This is a genomic window from Bradyrhizobium sp. WSM2793 (assembly GCF_000379585.1).
Classification (GTDB): Bacteria; Pseudomonadota; Alphaproteobacteria; order Rhizobiales; family Xanthobacteraceae; genus Bradyrhizobium.
This window is the reverse complement of sequence record NZ_KB902776.1, coordinates 36,027-52,987: the sequence shown is the minus strand read 5'-3', so window position 1 is coordinate 52,987 and position 16,961 is coordinate 36,027. Positions and strand designations below refer to the sequence as shown.

General features: G+C 65.9%; 16 protein-coding genes. 2 read left to right on the top strand and 14 right to left on the bottom strand.

The genetic code is table 11. From position 1 onward, the window contains the following. Nucleotides 1-9: 9 nt before the first annotated feature. Genes A3AS_RS0111415 through A3AS_RS0111400 form a run of 4 tightly spaced genes read right to left on the bottom strand, consistent with a single transcriptional unit; the run spans nt 10 to nt 3,449 of the window. The gene (locus A3AS_RS0111415; protein ID WP_018317719.1) at nt 10-774 is read right to left on the bottom strand and encodes an amino acid ABC transporter ATP-binding protein; all 765 of its coding nucleotides are present in this window, start codon (nt 772-774) and stop codon (nt 10-12) included. Continuing rightward, complete coding sequence (locus A3AS_RS0111410) at nt 771-1,628, bottom strand: amino acid ABC transporter permease (protein WP_026201902.1); 858 nt, start codon at nt 1,626-1,628, stop codon at nt 771-773. Before A3AS_RS0111410 ends, A3AS_RS0111415 begins: the two co-directional genes overlap by 4 nt. Further along, nucleotides 1,625-2,452, bottom strand: a complete 828-nt coding sequence (locus A3AS_RS0111405; RefSeq protein WP_020508662.1) for an ABC transporter substrate-binding protein — start codon at nt 2,450-2,452, stop codon at nt 1,625-1,627. The genes A3AS_RS0111410 and A3AS_RS0111405 overlap by 4 nt, the downstream gene beginning before the upstream one ends. A 40-nt stretch (nt 2,453-2,492) precedes the next feature. Next, complete coding sequence (locus A3AS_RS0111400) at nt 2,493-3,449, bottom strand: N-carbamoyl-D-amino-acid hydrolase (protein ID WP_080670082.1); 957 nt, start codon at nt 3,447-3,449, stop codon at nt 2,493-2,495. A gap of 151 nt (nt 3,450-3,600) precedes the next feature. Here A3AS_RS0111400 and A3AS_RS0111395 point away from each other — a divergent pair, with 151 nt between their 5' ends. Next, nucleotides 3,601-4,527: a LysR family transcriptional regulator gene (locus tag A3AS_RS0111395; protein ID WP_018317715.1), complete on the top strand. Its 927-nt coding sequence runs from the start codon at nt 3,601-3,603 to the stop codon at nt 4,525-4,527. A gap of 23 nt (nt 4,528-4,550) precedes the next feature. Beyond that, nucleotides 4,551-5,258 carry a type 1 glutamine amidotransferase gene (locus tag A3AS_RS0111390; protein ID WP_018317714.1) on the top strand — a complete coding sequence of 236 codons (708 nt, stop codon included), beginning with the start codon at nt 4,551-4,553 and terminating at the stop codon, nt 5,256-5,258. 283 nt (nt 5,259-5,541) lie between these two features. Here the strand turns inward: A3AS_RS0111390 and A3AS_RS0111385 are convergent, their stop codons facing one another. The 10 genes from A3AS_RS0111385 to A3AS_RS0111340 form a co-directional block, all read right to left on the bottom strand. Next, nucleotides 5,542-6,009 carry a nuclear transport factor 2 family protein gene (locus tag A3AS_RS0111385; protein WP_018317713.1) on the bottom strand — a complete coding sequence of 156 codons (468 nt, stop codon included), beginning with the start codon at nt 6,007-6,009 and terminating at the stop codon, nt 5,542-5,544. 93 nt (nt 6,010-6,102) lie between these two features. Continuing rightward, the gene (locus A3AS_RS0111380) at nt 6,103-6,435 is read right to left on the bottom strand and encodes a thioesterase family protein (RefSeq protein ID WP_246784557.1); all 333 of its coding nucleotides are present in this window, start codon (nt 6,433-6,435) and stop codon (nt 6,103-6,105) included. Between the two features lie 124 nt (nt 6,436-6,559). Beyond that, a complete protein-coding gene (locus tag A3AS_RS0111375; RefSeq protein WP_026201900.1) occupies nt 6,560-7,003 on the bottom strand; it encodes a YbgC/FadM family acyl-CoA thioesterase in 444 nt (147 codons plus the stop codon). 778 nt (nt 7,004-7,781) lie between these two features. Next, nucleotides 7,782-8,684 carry a hypothetical protein gene (locus tag A3AS_RS0111370; protein WP_018317710.1) on the bottom strand — a complete coding sequence of 301 codons (903 nt, stop codon included), beginning with the start codon at nt 8,682-8,684 and terminating at the stop codon, nt 7,782-7,784. After that, entirely contained in the window at nt 8,681-10,231 is a 1,551-nt protein-coding gene (locus A3AS_RS0111365) for a prenyltransferase/squalene oxidase repeat-containing protein (protein WP_026201899.1), read from the bottom strand. Before A3AS_RS0111365 ends, A3AS_RS0111370 begins: the two co-directional genes overlap by 4 nt. Nucleotides 10,232-10,515: 284 nt before the next feature. Then, nucleotides 10,516-11,514, bottom strand: a complete 999-nt coding sequence (locus A3AS_RS0111360; RefSeq protein WP_026201898.1) for a polyprenyl synthetase family protein — start codon at nt 11,512-11,514, stop codon at nt 10,516-10,518. Nucleotides 11,515-11,648: 134 nt separating this feature from the next. Continuing rightward, nucleotides 11,649-12,992, bottom strand: coding sequence for a cytochrome P450 (locus A3AS_RS0111355; protein ID WP_018317708.1), 1,344 nt, complete (start codon nt 12,990-12,992; stop codon nt 11,649-11,651). Then, a complete protein-coding gene (locus A3AS_RS0111350) occupies nt 12,992-13,834 on the bottom strand; it encodes an SDR family oxidoreductase (RefSeq protein ID WP_018317707.1) in 843 nt (280 codons plus the stop codon). The genes A3AS_RS0111355 and A3AS_RS0111350 overlap by 1 nt, the downstream gene beginning before the upstream one ends. Beyond that, on the bottom strand, nt 13,821-15,419 hold the full coding sequence (locus A3AS_RS0111345; RefSeq protein WP_018317706.1) for a cytochrome P450: 1,599 nt from the start codon (nt 15,417-15,419) through the stop codon (nt 13,821-13,823). Before A3AS_RS0111345 ends, A3AS_RS0111350 begins: the two co-directional genes overlap by 14 nt. Before the next feature lie 94 nt (nt 15,420-15,513). Further along, on the bottom strand, nt 15,514-16,716 hold the full coding sequence (locus A3AS_RS0111340; RefSeq protein WP_018317705.1) for a cytochrome P450: 1,203 nt from the start codon (nt 16,714-16,716) through the stop codon (nt 15,514-15,516). Between the last annotated feature and the right edge of the window lie 245 nt (nt 16,717-16,961).

Below are 16,961 nucleotides of genomic sequence, written 5' to 3'. Positions count from 1 at the left end.
CGCTCCCGTTCAGATCACAGCCGAAAGAAATGCCCTGGTACGCTCCTCGCGCGGGGCGCCCAACACGTCCGATGCGCGGCCCTGTTCGACGATCGCGCCCTGGTCCATGTAGACGACGCGGTCGGCGACCTCGCGCGCGAAGCCGAGCTCGTGCGTCACCACCATCATGGTCATGCCGCTCCGCGCCAGCTCCTTCATGACGGCAAGCACCTCGCCGACGAGCTCGGGATCGAGCGCGCTGGTCGGTTCATCAAAGAGCATCAGCATCGGCTTCATCGCCAGCGCCCGCGCGATCGCGACACGCTGCTGCTGGCCGCCGGAGAGCTGGGCGGGATACCAGTCCGCCTTCGCGGACAAACCGACGCGGCGGAGCAGCTCGAGCGCTTCAGTGCGCACATCATCGGGCTTGCGGCCCTGCACCTGGAGCGGGCCTTCGGTGATGTTCTCCAGCGCGGTCTTGTGCGGAAACAAATTGAAGCGCTGGAACACCATACCGGTCTTCAGCCGCTGCCGCCCGATCTCACGTTCGCTGAGCCGATGCAGCCGCCCGCTTTGCTGGCGCACCCCGAGCAGCTCGCCGTCGAGCCAGATGCCGCCGGCATCGATCGTGGCCAGCTGGTTGATGCAGCGGAGCAGCGTGGTCTTGCCCGAGCCGGAGGCGCCGATCAGGCACATCACCTCGCCGGGCCAGACGTCGAGCGAGACGCTTTTGAGAGCCTGGAATTCGCCAAAATTCTTGGCGACGGAGCGGATCGCGACGAGGGGCTTTGTCATCGCGCGAGCCGCAATGTGCCGCGCGCAAAACGGCGTTCGAGCAGCATCTGGAGCGGGGTCAGGATCGAGACCACGAGCAGGTACCAGAGCCCGGCGACGATCAAGAGCTCGATCACGCGGGAATTGGCGTAATAGATGTTTTCGGCGTTATGCAGCAGTTCCGGATACTGGATCACGCTCGCCAGCGACGTCGCCTTTACCATGCCGATGAACTCGTTGCCGAGCGGCGGGATCACCACCCGCATCGCCTGCGGCAGCACGATGCGGCGCAGCGCGCGCAGCCGTCCCATGCCGATCGCCTGCGCCGCCTCATACTGCCCGATGTCGACCGACAACATCCCCGCGCGCATCACCTCGGAGGTGTAGGCACCCTGGTTGATGCCGAGCCCGAGCAGCGCGGCAAGGAAGGGCGTCATGACGTCGACGGCGCGCGCGCTCCACAGGCCGGGAATGCCGATGGTTGGAAACACCAGCGCGAGGTTGAACCACAGCAAGAGTTGCAGGATCAGCGGCGTGCCGCGGAACAGCCAGGTGTAGCCGGCGGCGACCGTCTTCAGCACCGGATTGGGCGACAGCCGCATGATCGCCACGACGATTCCGAGCACGATGCCGAGCGCCATCGCCAGCACCGCCATCACCATGGTGTTGACGATGCCTTCGAGGATGACTTTTGCGGTCAGGAAGCGGCTGACATAGGACCATTCGATCTGCCCGTTCGCAAACGCGCGCGCAATGGCCGCAAGCACGAGAATGATCAGCGCGGCGCTGAGCCAGCGAAACCAATGCGGCTCGCGCGCGATGCTCAGCCCCGACAGATCGGGGAAACCTTCCGCGAGTGCCGGCGCCGGCTTCATTGCGGCGCCGCGTTGAGCATGGGCTGGGCCACAGCGTTCGCACCTAAGCCCCATTTGTCGAGAACCGCCTTGTAGGCACCGTCGGCGATCATGGCGGCGAGCTTCTCCGTCACGACTTCGCGCAAGGCAGCATCGTCCTTGCGGAACATGATGCCTTGGTAACCTTTGGCGAAGGGCTCGCCGACGACGCGGTATTTTCCGGGCTCCTGCGTTTGCGCGTAAGGCAGCGTCTCGCTGCCCTGCACGGCGGCGTCGATGCGGCCTTGCTTGAGCTGGTTGCGGACGTCGATCGAGTTCTCGCCGGGGACATACTGGATGGCAGGTTTGCCGGCCGGCTCGCAATTCTGCTTGCTCCACTTCTCGATCTCGACCGGGAAGCTGGTGCTCCGGGTGGTGCCGACCTTCTTGCCGCAGAGATCGGTCGCGTCCTTGGCCGCATTGTCCGCCATCACGAAGAACTGCGGGCCGGTGGCGAGGTAATCGACGAAATCGGCGGTCTCGCGCCGCGAGGCGCGGTCCGAGATGCCGGAGATGATGAAATCTGCGCGCTTGGTCTGAAGCGAGGGGATCAGCTCGGCGAACGGCGTCTCGCTCCAGACGATCTTGAGGCCGCCGAGCCGCTTGGCGAGCTCGTTCGCCAGATCGATATCGAGCCCGACGAGCTCATTGGTCGCGGGATCGCGGTATTCCATCGGCGCGTAGGTGGAGTTGACCGTGAGCTTCAGCGTGCCCGCCTGCTTGATCTCCGCCGGAAGCTCGGCCGCCTGTGCCGACGTCGCGGCAACCAGGGTTGCAAGGGCGAGGAAATGCGAAAGGCGTGTCATGTCAGCTCCTTTGGCTGGCGCCGCGACCGGCCGTTTGAAATCAATCCGCGTCGAGAACGGCCGGCTCGATGACGCCGGCACGTTCAGTGATCACCCTGTATTGCTCCGGCCGCCGGTGGGCGGCGAAGTTGAACATCTTGTCCTTGCCCTGGCGGCACAGATCGAGATCGATGTCGGCGACGATCACTTCATCGGCGAGCGTCTGCGCCTGCGCGACGATGCGCCCATTGGGATCGACGATGCAGGAGCCGCCGATCAGTCCGGAGCCGTCCTCCTCGCCCGCCTTCGCCACCGAGATCGCCCAGGTCGCGTTCATGTAGGCGTTGGCCTGTGTCACCAGCGTCGAGTGGAAGGTGCGCAGGGCGCCGTCTTCGGTGGTGCCGCCATTGGGATCGTAGGCCGCCGAATTGTAGCCGATGCAGACGAGCTCGACGCCCTGCAGACCGAGCACGCGCCAGGATTCCGGCCAGCGCCGATCGTTGCAGATCATCATGCCCATGATGGCGTGGGCCCAGGCCGAGCCGGCGCGGAAGGCGGGAAAGCCGAGATCGCCATATTCGAAATAACGTTTCTCGAGCTGCTGGTAGCGTGCGCCCGGCCGCGGCTCCACCGAACCCGGCAGGTGAACTTTGCGATAGCGGCCCAAGATCTCGCCGTCGCGATCGACCAGGATCGCGCAATTGTAGCGGCGGCCGTCCGCGGTTTGCTCGGCATAACCGACATAGAAGCCGACGCGCAGCGCCCGCGCACGATCGAACAATTTTGCCACCGCAGGGTTCGGCATTCCGCGCTCGAAATAGCGGTCGAGCGCCTCGCCTTCGAGCAGCCAGCGCGGGAAGAAGGTGGTGAAGGCAAGCTCGGGGAACACTACGAGGCTGGCGCCGCGGCCGGCCGCCTCCTCCAGCAATGCAAGCATCCGCGACAGCGTATGCTCGCGCGTATCGGCTTTTTGCGTCGGCCCCATTTGAGCGGCGGCGGCGCGAAGGACACGAACCAAGATTGCCTCCAATCTGTGCGCAGTGCTGCCTCAATGGGCGAATGAACCCTTTGATGCGACGTGCAAATCCGCTGCCATTACGGGCGAGCGGGGCTGCAAAATCAATTCGTTCTGCTATGATGTTTTGGCCCTTAGTATAATCGGCAGTGATATGAACCTGCGTCAGCTCGAAATCCTGCGCGCCGTCATCCGCCATCGCACCACGGTCGCCGCCGCGGACGAGCTGGCGCTGTCGCAACCCGCGGTCAGCAATGCGCTGAAGACGATGGAGGCGCAGGCGGGCTTCGCCTTGTTCGAGCGTGTCAACAACCGGCTGTTTCCGACCGCGGAAGCGATGGCGCTGTACAAGGAGAGCGAGGCGATCTTCGCGCTGCACGCGAAACTCGAGAACCGCGTGCGCGATTTGCGCGAGAACCGGTCCGGGCATCTTGCCATCGTGGCGACGCCGCCGCTCGCCTACAGCATCATTCCCTCCGCGCTCTCAGGATTCCTGCGACGGCGCCCGGAGACGCGCGTGTTCTTCGACGTGCGCCGCTACGAGGGCATCATCGAGGGCGTGCTCAGCCGCGTCGCCGAACTCGGCTTCGCGCTCGGCCTGACGCATCATCCCGGCATCGCGCACGAGGTGGTGCATACCGGCGAGATGGTATGCGTATTGCCGCCGCAGCACCCGCTCGCAGAAAGGCCCGTGATCTCGGCTTCGGATTTGTCCGGCCTGCCTTTCATCGGGCTCGAACGCGGCACGCGGCTGGGTGAAGCCGTGCGCGACAGTTTTGCCCGCGCCGGCGCGCCGTTTCGGCCGACCGTCGAGGTGCGCTACTGCAACACGGCCTGCGTGCTGGCTGCCGCCGGCGTCGGCGCCGCCGTGGTCGATCCCTACTCGCCGCGACAGAACGGCGGCAGCGGCCTCGTCGTCCGCCCGTTCACGCCGACGACGCACGCGGTCGCCTATATGCTATGGTCGGAGGCCGAGCCGCTGTCGCGCCTCGCCAAGGCCTTTCTCAACGAGGTCCGCAAGGAAAGCGCACTGCTGGAGCGTACAGCGTCACACCAGCAATATCGGGCAGAAAGCGACTGAGCTTCCCAACCTTCCGGGGGCACATGGCACGCATCACGATCATCGAGACCGGGCAGGTTCCGCAAAAATATCGGGAGCAGCACGGATCGTTCCCGGACATGTTCGAACGCATGGTCCGCACCGAGGACCCGACGGCTACGGTGGACGTCGTCAGCATCCCGAATGGCGACGCGCTTCCTGATCCGGGCAAGCTCGAGGCCGTGCTGATCACCGGCGCGGCGGCCGGCGTCTATGACGGGCTCGACTGGATCGCGCCGCTGGAGGATTTCGTCCGCACCGCTTACGCCAACAAGACGCCGATGGTCGGCATCTGCTTCGGCCATCAGCTGATCGCGCAGGCGCTCGGCGGCACCGTGCGCAAATCCGAGAAGGGCTGGGGCATCGGCCGGCACGTCTATCAGGTGCTGCCGGAGAACGGCGTCGTCGAGGGCGAGGAGGTTGCCATCGCCGCCTCGCATCAGGACCAGGTGATCGAGCCGCCGAACGATGCGCTGACGATCCTCTCGTCCGACTTTACCCCGCATGCCGGTCTGCTCTACGCCAACGGCACCACGCTGACCGTGCAGCCGCATCCGGAGTTCGACGTGGCGTTCGCGCAGGTGTGCTGCGATCTCCGCGACGGCAAGGCGCCGGACGACGTGGTGGCGACGGCACGCGCATCGCTGACCGAGCCGATGGATAATGCGAAGCTCGGTGGGGCGATCACGCGGTTTTTGGCAAGGCGCACGTAGTTCGCAATCGTCGCCACGTAGATTCTTCCCTTCTCCCCTTGTGGGAGAGGGTGAAGCAGCACCGGCTTCGATAAACTCAGTGCGGTAGGGTGGGCAAAGCGAAGCGTGCCCACATCCTGCGTGTTTGGCGAGACGACGTGGGCACGGTGCAAGTGCGCCTTTGCCCACCCTACGATTCCGGACTCGCTGAGAGAGACCCCTCACCGTATCGCCGCCATGCGGCGAGCCACCCTCTCCCACAGGGGAGAGGGTGCAGCGCGCCCGCCGCGCTATCTCGCTAACATCAAAACGGATCCGTTCCCAATCCCGGCACATCCGCGGGCCGCGGCCCGGGCGCGGTCCAGTGAAACCGGCGATCCTTCTCCGCAATCGCGATATCGTTGATCGACGCCTCGCGCCGCTTCATCAAGCCGTGCTCGTCGAACTCCCACTGCTCGTTGCCGTAGGAGCGATACCACTGTCCGCCCGCGTCGTGCCATTCGTACTGGAAGCGCACGGCAATGCGGTTCTCGTCGAAGGCCCAGAGGTCCTTGATCAGGCGGTAGTCCTGCTCCTTCTCCCATTTGCGGGTGAGGAAGGCGACGATGGCCTCGCGGCCCTGAAAGACCTCAGAGCGATTGCGCCAGCGGCTATCCTCGGTATAGGCGAGCGAGACGCGCACCGGGTCGCGTGAATTCCAGGCGTCCTCGGCCATGCGGGCCTTCTGCGCGGCGGTCTCACGGGTGAAGGGCGGAAGCGGCGGGCGCGACATGATGGCCTCATCGGTTGGTCGGGGCCGCAATCTATCGCCCCAACTGCTGGAGTCGATAGACCATCACAAATCGGGCGATCACTTATCGGGCGATCACGAAATCAGATCGGCCTTCATCAACGCGCGGATCGATTTCGGGATCGGCTGCGCGCGGCCGCCGCTGATGAAGGCGACGCGGACCTCGGCCTTCACCAGAACTTCCCCGCCGCGCCGCACTTCCTGCGCCAGCATGATCGAGGCGCCCTTCACCGCGACCGGCCAGGTCACGACATCGAGCACGTCGTCCATCCGCGCGGGTTTCAGGAAATCCAGATGCATCGAGCGCACGACGAAGGCGAAGCCTGCGCCTTCCGTCTCCACCTGATCGAACAGCGCCTGCTGCTCGGCGCCCATCAGCCGGAGGTGATTGGTGCGGCCACGCTCCATGTAGCGCAGATAATTGGCGTGATAGACGATGCCGGAGAACACTGGTTTGACGATATCGCAACAGAACGCTAACCCTTCGATTTCATTAGGGCGCTGGAAGGTCATAGCGTGAATAAAGGAGAGCTTACCTATGCCCTTCGACGGCGAGCCGCAGCGACGTGGGGATGCGTCGGGCCTTTCCGCCCGAAATAAACGCCACGCGTACACGCGCCGTGACTAGGAGATCGTCACCTCGCCTGCATTCCTGCAGCAAAGCAATTGACGCGCCCCTTACCTCTTGCGGGATCGTGATCACGTCAAGCAGGTCGTCCAGGACTGCCGGCTTTAGAAAATCGATTGTCATCGAACGGACAACGAAGGAAAAGCCGGGCGCATCGTTCGCCGTTGCTTCGAGGAGCGCTTGCTGATTGGTTCCGAGCAGGCGCAAGTAATTCGTTCTGCCGCGTTCCATGAAGCGCAAGAAATTCGCGTGATAAACAATCTGGCCAGCGTCGGTATCTTCGAAATATATGCGGACCTGCAAATGATGGTTGCCGTCGCGAATTTCGCCATCAAGAGAGGCTGTCACAGTGGGTTCCCTTTGGGCTTCTGGGACCAATTGTCTTGCACAGAGGCGCTTTCTTCGGCAAGTGCCAATCGTGAGCTTGGCTCCTGCAGCGCGGCAGGATTCGGACCGGCAGACGTCATCGAGCCCAGGAGCGAGCCACACCTCCGCGGCGGGGCTCTCACCAACTTGGTTCCCCACTGGTTGTACGAGCGCTTCCCGCTCCTGCCAACTATGCTTCCCGAAGCTACCACATCGGTGCTGGGCGATTTCCTTGAACAGGACCTGGTTCACCCGGCCCGACGCCGATGCATCCCGTGAACTTAGAACAGCGATGCCACAAGTCTCCGACTTGTCAGACTTTTCCAGCCGCGCAGGCAGTCTTCGATCTGGTCTCCACTAATCGTGGTGACTTGATGGACCTCGCCGCCATCAGGCACATCAGCAAGTGCGGATTTCGAGGCTGAAGGGCTGAACGTCAAAAACACAGGCAACTTCGTCATCCTCGATTGGATTTGACGATCTCAGCGCGCTCGGAGGCTGATTGGGTGGTCGGCCCCTACGGCATCAGTGTGCCGGAATGAGGTTGTTGCAAATGTCAGACAAAGAAGAAGTCGTCCGTGTGAGATCCACATTGGCATGGGTGTGTCGAACACGCGTCTTCAATAGCGGGCGATGGATGTTTCGGCAAACCATCCGCACGATGGACCATCGTCACTTGTTGGTCCACAGCATCCCACCATATGTGTTCGACGCGTCCCCATTGGCAGCAGCGCGGCGCACGCCGCCGCCTCCCGCGCGTTTAGGCCGGCGCACGCTGGTCTCCCCCCGCAGCGTCGCTGCGGTAGCGGATGGTCGAGGTCTGGTAGTACTGCGCGCTGATGGCCGCCATCGCCTCGATCAACGGTCCCCACGGCGCGGGAAAGCGTTCTTCCGCCATCACCCGGTGCAGCATGCGCGTATGGCCGGCCAGCTCGTCGTTGAGGAACTCCACCACAGGCATAGCCGGATAGCGCTGCAGCAGCAGGATCGCCGCGTTGTCGGCCTCGCCGGCCGACCTGTCCTTGTCGCGTCCATGCAGATCGTTCTGCAGGCGCCCTATCGCGGAGATGAGCCGCAGGACCTGGCGAAACGCCGGACGCGCGCGCAAGGTCGCCATGTCCAGCCCCCATAGCAAGGACAGGCAACAGAACACGTTCGCGTAGGCCATCGAATTGATGCCGTTGTGCAGGTACTCGGCGTAGGACCAGCGGTGCGCCCCTGCCGCCTGCGCCTGTCCGGCGCGCAGCGCCGCGCAGTAGCACCGAGTATCGTCGAGAAGCTGAGCGTAGTCGCGACGATCGTAGGCAAGCGCGGCCAGCGAAGCGCGCAGCGCAGCGCAGCCCTCGAATCCGGGGAGCGCGCACGGCTCGCCCTGCCCCAGCGCCTGCTCCACCGCGGCGAGCTGCTCCGGCGCGATCAGGCCGAGGTCGTTGCAATCGTCGAGCCAGAACAGCAGCGCCAGTTCGCGATAGAACGCCACGATCAGCGTTTCGTCCTGCGGATCGCGGCCGGTGCAGGCGCTGGTGTCGCGCAGGCTCGGGTGTATGCGCTGCAGGATGTACTGGCCGCCCCTGACCGCTTCCGCGGCATGCTCGTCGGCGAACCCGGTCAGGGAAGACCCCCACTCCAGCACCTGCTGCAGCGCGCGTTCGGTCTGGATCATGGCGCCGCTCCTGCTCCTTCGGCCAGGACATGCCGTCCCCAACGAAGCGCCAGCCATAACCCGGCGAGTTCGGCCACGCGCACGACTCGGGTGGGGCAATACAGTTCCTTGCCGATCCACAGCGGCGTCTGCGGCAATGCATGCGCCGCATGGCGGGCGAGCATCCACCCCAGCGCACGCGCGACCGCATGCGCGATGCGCCGGCGCCCTGTCGGTTCTTCGCTCCCGTCCATCACGCGCAACGCGAACAGCGCATAGGCGGTTTCCTCGAATGTGGACGCGCGACCGGCGCCCCAGCCGCCGTCGTCGCGCTGCGCCTGCAGCAGCGCTGCCAGCGCGCGCTCGTCGCTCCACTTGGGCTTGCCTTGCGCCAGCGCAGCGACCGCATGCGCGGTGGGATACAGCCACGAAACGTGCCATTTTTCGTTGTCCCACAGACCGTGCGGGTTGCGATTGGCCTCGACGTACGCGCTGGTGCCCGCGGCGGGCTTTCCCAACAGTCGCAACGCATGCAGGGCATGGATGTTGGTCGACACCGATGCATTGCGCTCGCCGGGAAAGGTGACGAACAGCTCGCCGATTTCGAAATGGCGCAACGCATCGACCGCCGGGTCGCGGCCTGCAAGGTGCAGGACGCACAACGCAACGGCGGTGTCGTCCGCATCAGCCGCGAAGTGCAAGGCCGGGCCCAGACCGCGCACGTCCAGGCGGGCGTCGAGCTGCGCGACGATCACGCGGACCGCCTCGGCGAGCGCGGGATGCGCGAACAGCCCGGCCAGATGCAGGGTGTGCAGCGACCAGCATGGCTCGAACACATTGATCGGCCAGACGTTGGGAACGACACCTTCGATGCCGCTGCGCGTCGCCCGCGATGCCATCTGCAGATACGCATCGGCGCGCCGAACCTGCGGCGTGCTCCCCCGTGTCACTGCGTGCGCACGCCACGCGGCGGTGGCCGCCGGACTGATGCCGATGCTGCCGTCGTCATCCTGGCATGCGCTGGTCGGCGCCGTCCCCCAGGCTTCCCAGGAGTGTAGCAACGGATGGCCGCTCGGCAACATCGCCATCGCCCCCAGCTTGGCCAGGCACGCTTGCCGCAATGGCAACAGCGCTGGATGGCGCGGAAACGCTACGCCACCCAGCAGGGATGCGGCCTCACCGCAAAACTGCGGCAGGATCAGCTCCGCGCCGATCGGCGCGTCTTCCGGCACCGCATGCGCGTAGGGATCGGGCTGGCGCTGGAGGAACCGCCTTGCAGCCTGGACCGCGTCGGCAGCACCGGGAAGAGGATCGGCATGCTGCAATGCCAGTAACGCCGCCCACGTGGGCGCATGGCGGAACAGCGGGAAGTCCACGCTTCCCCACCCGCCGTCGGCCTGTTGCTGCGCGATGAGCCACGCGTATGCGTCCTGCCGACCGGTGATGTTGCCGTGAAAGCGCAGCGCTTGCGCCGTGTCGTAGACGGACGGACCGACGCTGCCGCCATCGCTCATTTCGCTTAGCAGGCGGCGCAATTCGGAAAGGATCTGTTCGGACAGCGCGTTCACGCGGGATGTTCCTTTTGCAGACGGTTGAAGAGAACCGGGATTGGGCAGACGCCGCGCATGTCGCCGCAGGCCCGTCGCATAGGCAGCGCCGGACGGCCGTCCTGCTCCGGCGCGGCGACGCCCCCCGATGCTGGCGCCGGTCCGCCGCATGGGCTTGCGCGCAGCGTGCGCCGCGCCGGGCAACCGCTGCGATCGGTGCCGCGGACTCGGACACAGTGCAACATGCACCTCTGCCGCTGGCCGATCGCAGCGGCACAGGGGCGACTCCATGCGGACGGGCGCGCTCATGCGCATGGCGCGTGCTTGAACAGATACGCGTTGGCCCGCTGTAGGAGTTGCGCCAACCGTTCCGCACGCGGCTCCAGCGGCGCGATGGCCTCCCCGGCATCGCGCAACAGATCCAGCGCGAACTGGTGTGCTGCCTGCAGTCCCATGATCGACGCGCAGGTGGGCTTCTGTGCCGCAGCGTCCTTGCCGGGGGTCTTGCCCAGCGTCGCGGCATCCGCTGTCACGTCGAGAATGTCGTCGATCACCTGCAACGCCAGGCCGAAACAGGCGCTGTAGTGATCGAGCGCACAGTACAGCGCAGCGTGCGCGGCATCCTCCGGGACAGCGCATAGCGCGCCCATGCGAACGGACGCGTGCACTAGCGCTCCGCTCTTCATCCGGTGCACCGCCACGATCCTATCCAGCTCGACGTGCCTTCCAACCAGCGACAGATCCATGGCCTGCCCGCCTGCGGCCCCCTCGGCGGACACCGCCTGCGCCAGTTCGCGCACGAGCGCGATACGATTGTCGCCCGGCGCATCCAGGCTCGCGAGAGTCAGGAAGGCGTGCGCCTGCAGCGCATCGCCGACCAGGATCGCAGTAGCTTCGCCGAACTTGACGTGCACGGTCGGAAGGCCGCGGCGAAGCACGTCGTCGTCCATCGAGGGCAGATCGTCGTGGACCAGGGTGCAGGCGTGCATCATCTCGATGGCGGCGCCGACGTCGTCGAGCATGTGCGCCGGCGTGTCGGCCAGTGCGCCGGCAGCCAGACAGAGCAAGGCGCGGGTGCGCTTCCCACCATGCAGGGTGGCGTAGCGCATCGCCGCCATCAGCTCGGTCTCACCGTCACGTTCGGCGCAGAGAAGACGCGCCAGCACCTGTTCGACCCGCTTTGCGCCGTCCTGCATCCAGGTCTCGGGCAGCAGCCCGCCGGACGCGTCGCGCGCTTGCGCGCCCAATCCGCCGAGCGCGGAATCACCAGTTCTGTCGTCCTGTGGCGTGGAACCGGTCTGCATGCTGTTCATGTCCTTGTCCCCGATAGGCGAGCCGCCGCGGTGTCGTCGGCGTCGCACCGTGCGCGCGCGCCGAGTGCAGCAATGCCGCGCGTCGCCGGCGCCGCTGCCTCGCCACAGGGGCATGCGATGCCAGCTCATGAGAATCCGACGCGGATAGTCATGGAGGGATGTGCGGTCGGGTAATAGCGCCGGCCTTTTTCGACGGCGCTCAGCAAGCGCGGCCGCGCCCCGGCCTCGTGCATGGTCAGCGCCAAGGCGATGCAGAACTGCACCAGTTCCAGCCACGCCAGGTGGTAGCCGATGCAGACGTGTGGGCCGGTACCGAACTGCAGCATGTCCACCGGCCGGATCGGCTCGGTGCGTTGCAACCACCGCGCCAAGCGAAACTGATCAGGCGCCTCGTGCAGCAGCGCCGAGGTCGAGAAATGCAGCAGCGGGATGCACAGATCGGTGCCCGCGGGAATGCGCCGTTGGCCGAGTCGCAATTCACGCAGTGCGCGACGCACCAGGAGCGGCGTCGCCGGATGCATGCGCAGCGTCTCGCGAAACAGCGCCTCGGCGACCGGACACTGCGCCAGGTCCGCGTGCTGGGTCGGCACCGCGCCCACGCGTTGCGCCTCCTCGACCAGGGCGTCCCACAGCCCAGGCTGCCGCGCCAGCTCGATCACCATCCAGGCCATCGTCGAGGCGGTGGTGTCGTGACCACCAAGCAGCAGCAAGCGGATGTTGGCGACCAGGACCTCATCGGAGAGCGCATCGTCGCTGCGATCGAAGGCGCTCACCATATCGTTGATCAACCCGGTGCGCGCGGCATGTTCGCGCGCGTCGCGGACGAACTCGCGCAACCGCGCATCGATCCAGTCGCGGGCGGCGCGGCCGCGCCGCAAGGGCAGTCCGGGCAGGTCGACCGGGGGCGCGACGATCAACTGCAGCAGTTGCCGGTACTTGCGACGCCATTCCGGCAGGTCCTGCGCGGGGATTCCCATGAGGCTGAAGATGAGCTTGAGCATCAGATCGCCGGTTTCGCGCAGGATCGTTACGTCGCCGCGGTCGCGCCACTTCTCCATCCTCGCCCGGATGACGGGCGCGAACAGCTCGCCGATGCCGGCCTGGGTCAGCCCCATGGGCAGAAACGCTGCCTGGATCGCATCGCGCGCCTTACGGTGCGCGCCGCCGTCCTGGGCGACCAATGTTCCACCAAACAATTCGGGCGCGATCTCTTCGATCAGCGCCGAGGACACGTCCTTGTGCCGGAGCAGTGCGAACGCATCCGGATCCAGACAGGTCACCATCTGTCCGGCAGGGCCGAAGTCCAGCCAGAACTGGCTGCCCAGCGTCCGTTCCGCGTGCCGCAGCAGGCGCGGCAGGTCGCAGACGATGGAGGGAAGATGCCCGACCAAGGGGAAAGCGCCGGGCACGACCGGGATGTCGTGCCGCAGTCGATGACGACGGTTCAGCGGATTGAGCAGCATGTTCATCAGCAGCGCGGCGACGCGGCTTCGGCGGTCTCGCCGGAAGGCCGCGCGGCGCGGCTGTTGCCCCCGTCGGCGTACGTCGGCACATGCGCCAGCATGCCGCCGTCGATGCACACGACTTGGCCGGTGATGAACGCAGCATCGTCGGAGAGCAGGAACGCCACCAGCGCGGCCACGTCCTCGGGGCGGCCGACGCGCGACAGGAGCTGGTGCCGGCGCAGATGCCGTTGCATGCACGCGTCCAACTTGGCGAGGAGACGCTCGGTCATGATGAGACCCGGCGCAACCGCGTTGCAGCGGATCTGCGCATGACCGTACTGGGTGGCGAGCGAGGCCGACAGCATGTTCATCGCTGCCTTCGACGCGGCGTAGGACGTCTGCGCGGTATCACCGGTTAGCCCCTGGCACGACGACATGTTGACGATCGCGCCACCGCCGCGGGCGATCATCCGTGAGATGGCCTGCCGGCAGCAGAGGAACGTGCCGCGCAGATTGGTCGCCATGGTCTGATCCCAGACCGCCAGGTCTAGGTCGAGGATCGCGTGGTCGCGCGGAGTCAGATGCATGGCGCTCGCATTGTTCACCAGCAGGTCGACCCCACTAAAGTGCCGCTCCGCCGTCTCGAACAGCGCTGCCACCGCCTGCGCATCGGCGATGTCGATGGCCAGGGCCAGCGCGTGGCCCGCCTCGGCCGCGATTTGCGTGGTGCAGGCGATGGCCGCCGTGCCATCAATGTCGGCGACCACCACTCTGCCGCCCTCGCGCGCGATGGCGAGGGCGCATGCCTTGCCGATACCGGCGCCGGCGCCGGTCACCACGGCCACCTTGCCTTCAAACCGTCCCATCGTGTCCTCCTGGATTGCGTTGGTCTCTCGCGGCATGCCGCTCGGCCTCCGCGGGAGAAGGAGCACTGTCGGCGCTGGCGCGCTCGTCATCGCCAGCTTCGCTTCCGATGACTCGAATGGCGGCGACCGGGCACTGGCTGGCTGCGAGCCGCACGGCGGCGTGCAGCGCCTGCGGGACTGTCGCCCCGCACACTTCGGCCACGCCGTCCGGTTGGCGCTGGCGAAAGGTGCCCGGTAGCGTCAGCACGCACTGCCCGCTGGTTCCGCACAGATCCTGGTCGACCACGACGGACACCTCAGCCCCCTGCGCACGCAGCCGCACCGGCAGCGCGCGGAACGTCCTAAGGAACGCGGAGGGCTCCCGGGTCGGCTGCTCGGCCAATGCCAGCGTGGGGAAGCGCGCCTGAATCCGCGGCAAGCTCTCGGTCAACTGCACCCGGGCCAGTTGCGCACCGAGGCAAAAGTGGATGCCGTGGCCGAAGCTCAGCATGATCTTCCCGTCGGTCGACATGCCAGGACTGGTGCCGTAGAACCGCGCAGGATCGAAGCGGTCGGGATCAGCGAAGGCGTCCGGGTCGCGATTGCCGGACGCGATCAGCACGCGCACGTCCGCGTTCTTCGGGATCACCACGCCGCCCAGTTCGATGTCGCGCTGGGCGATACGCGGAATGGAGCTGAACATGGCGGGCGCGTCGCAGCGCAGGACTTCTTCGACGAATGCCTTCACCCTCATGGCGTCTTCCTGCAGCCAGTGCCGCTGTTCGGGATACGCCAGCATCGCTAGGACCGCATGGTCGATGGTCGCAGCAGTGGTGGCGAAGCCGCCCAGCAGCATGCCCCACAACATGCTGATCAACTCCGCATCCGACAGCGTGTCGACATCATCGTCGTGTGCGCCGACCAGCATCGACACGATGTCGTGGCGGGGATCGGTTCGCTTGCGCTGTATGAGACCGCCGAAGTAGGCCTTCACTTCGGCACTGGCCGCGTCCGCCGCGGCGAGCCGGGGATCGCTGGCGTGCGGGCTCAGGCCTTCCAGAATGGCGCCGATGCCGGCGGCGAGCCCGAACATGTCGTCCTGGGGCATGCCAAACAGTTCGGCGAAGACCAGAATGGGCAAGGCCAGCGCGAATTCCCGATGCAGGTCCACGGTCTCCCCGCGCTCCAGCGCGGGCGCCATGCCATCCAGGCGCGCTGCGACGATGCGCGCGATGCTCGGCCGCAGGTTGTCGATCTGGCGCACGGTGAAATCGCGCGAGATCAGCCGGCGCAGACGCGTATGCGTCGGTGGGTCCTTCATCGCTAGCGTGGAGGCCAGCAGATTGAGCGACAAGCTGGTCGCCGCATGCGGAAAATAGCGCGCCAGTTCACCCGGCTCAGGTCCCCGAAACGCATCGCCCGTGGCCTTGAGCGCCCAGTAGATGTCGGCGTGGCGGCTCAATAGAAAGAGGCCCGACGCCGCGCGATGCACCGGATCGTGCTCGCGCAACCACCGCATGAACGGATACGGGTCGTGGATCCACGCCGGCGACGCCAGTTCGGCGAAGGCGTCCCGGCATGCTGCCGTGGTTTCTTGCACGTCCATCTTGGTTACCTGTTGACTGGCTGATCTGACCGGTGCGCGGCAGGCGCGCCGACAAACCGCGGAGACGATCGCGATCCCCAGCGGCGTCCGCACATCACCAAAGCACCGGGAACTCCTCGAACCCGCCAGTGATGATCTCCTTGCGCAACTTCAGTTCTTCCGGCGCTACGGCCAGGCGCAGCGCGGGAAAGCGCTGGAAGATCGAACCGAACACCGCCTTGAGTTCCAGTCTGGCCAGCGCCCCGCCGATGCAGGAGTGCGGCCCGTAGGAGAACGCCAGGTGCGGCTTTTCCTGGCGTCCGATGTCGAAGATTTCCGGGCGGTCGAAATGGCGCGGATCGAACGACGTTGCCGGCAGGCCGACCAGCACCTTGCTCTCCGCGGAAATATGCACGCCCGCGATGGTCACGTCGGTCCTCGGATAGCGCATGATGCCGTCCCACCCCGCGCCCGGCGGGTACATGCGCAGGATTTCCTCCACCGCCTTGTCCACCAGGGATGGATCGCTGACCAGGCGTTCGCGCTGTTGCGGATGGCGGAACATGGCCAGCAGGCCGAATTCGATCTGCGCGACGGTGCTCTCGTGCCCCGCCAGCAGCATGCCCGCCGCCAGGCCGATCGCTTCTTCCTCGGTCGCCTTGCCCTGGTCGACCGCCGCGAGCAGATCCGTCAGCAGGTTGTCGCCCGGATCCTGGCGCTTGTCCCGCATCTTGCCGCGAATGTAGGCGCGCAGTTCTTCCCAGGCCAAGCGCGACGCGCTGCGCGGGCCGCTTTCATGCTGGTGCGTCATCACCTCGTCGGACAGCCGGGCGAAAAAGGCGTGATCCTCGTAGAGCACGCCCATCAGCGCGCTGATGACCATGGCCGGAAGCGGAAAGGAGAGGTGGCGCCGCAAGTCGGCGGGCTGGCGCTGGGCCGCCAGGTTCTCAAACAACTGCGCAGCGATCGCCTCGACATGCGGCGCCAGCAGCTTCACCCTGCGGTCGCTGAAGGCCGGCGCCACGAGCGTGCGTAACCGGACATGCTCGCCCCCCTCGTGCGAGACTAGCCACCCCGGCGAACCGAGAATCACCGAATCCGGGGTGAACGCCGTCGGCGGCATTCCCGCCGGCCGGAACGCCGCGTCGGACAGCGCCGCCTTGGCCTCGTCGTAGCCTGTCACCCACCAGCCTTCGTGCCCGGACGGGAAACGCACGCGCTGGATCGGACCGTTGGCGCGTAGCGCCAACATCTCGGGCGAGGGCTCAATGTGATCGACGCGCCACATCGGCAGCCTCGGCAGGGGTTGTTCGGACACGGCACTTCACTCTCTAAGCGATGGAAGGGCGGAAGGTGCCCGCAGTCGCTGCGGGCAGCGGCTTCACGTGCGCTTGCGTTCACTTCTGTTTCGTCGATGATGATCGGCGGGGAAGGCGGCCGAATCCTAGGGCCTCAAGTTGGCTTTAGCCATCTACCAAATCTTGTAGTAGCCCCCTAAGCTAGGCGCCTGGTGGCGCAAAAAATATGCGGAAACTCTGTCGCTACGCGCTACCATACGAAAGC

What these genes read in the sequence shown, in the direction of transcription:
- A3AS_RS0111385 (WP_018317713.1), bottom strand. Translation starts at nt 6,009, where the DNA reads ATGTCGCGCCCGCCGCTTCCGCCCTTCACCCGTGAGACCGCCGCGCAG.
- A3AS_RS0111390 (WP_018317714.1), top strand. Translation starts at nt 4,551, where the DNA reads ATGGCACGCATCACGATCATCGAGACCGGGCAGGTTCCGCAAAAATAT.
- A3AS_RS0111360 (WP_026201898.1), bottom strand. Translation starts at nt 11,514, where the DNA reads ATGCAGACCGGTTCCACGCCACAGGACGACAGAACTGGTGATTCCGCG.
- A3AS_RS0111395 (WP_018317715.1), top strand. Translation starts at nt 3,601, where the DNA reads ATGAACCTGCGTCAGCTCGAAATCCTGCGCGCCGTCATCCGCCATCGC.
- A3AS_RS0111410 (WP_026201902.1), bottom strand. Translation starts at nt 1,628, where the DNA reads ATGAAGCCGGCGCCGGCACTCGCGGAAGGTTTCCCCGATCTGTCGGGG.
- A3AS_RS0111405 (WP_020508662.1), bottom strand. Translation starts at nt 2,452, where the DNA reads ATGACACGCCTTTCGCATTTCCTCGCCCTTGCAACCCTGGTTGCCGCG.
- A3AS_RS0111380 (WP_246784557.1), bottom strand. Translation starts at nt 6,435, where the DNA reads ATGGAGCGTGGCCGCACCAATCACCTCCGGCTGATGGGCGCCGAGCAG.
- A3AS_RS0111370 (WP_018317710.1), bottom strand. Translation starts at nt 8,684, where the DNA reads ATGATCCAGACCGAACGCGCGCTGCAGCAGGTGCTGGAGTGGGGGTCT.
- A3AS_RS0111415 (WP_018317719.1), bottom strand. Translation starts at nt 774, where the DNA reads ATGACAAAGCCCCTCGTCGCGATCCGCTCCGTCGCCAAGAATTTTGGC.
- A3AS_RS0111355 (WP_018317708.1), bottom strand. Translation starts at nt 12,992, where the DNA reads ATGAACATGCTGCTCAATCCGCTGAACCGTCGTCATCGACTGCGGCAC.
- A3AS_RS0111345 (WP_018317706.1), bottom strand. Translation starts at nt 15,419, where the DNA reads ATGGACGTGCAAGAAACCACGGCAGCATGCCGGGACGCCTTCGCCGAA.
- A3AS_RS0111350 (WP_018317707.1), bottom strand. Translation starts at nt 13,834, where the DNA reads ATGGGACGGTTTGAAGGCAAGGTGGCCGTGGTGACCGGCGCCGGCGCC.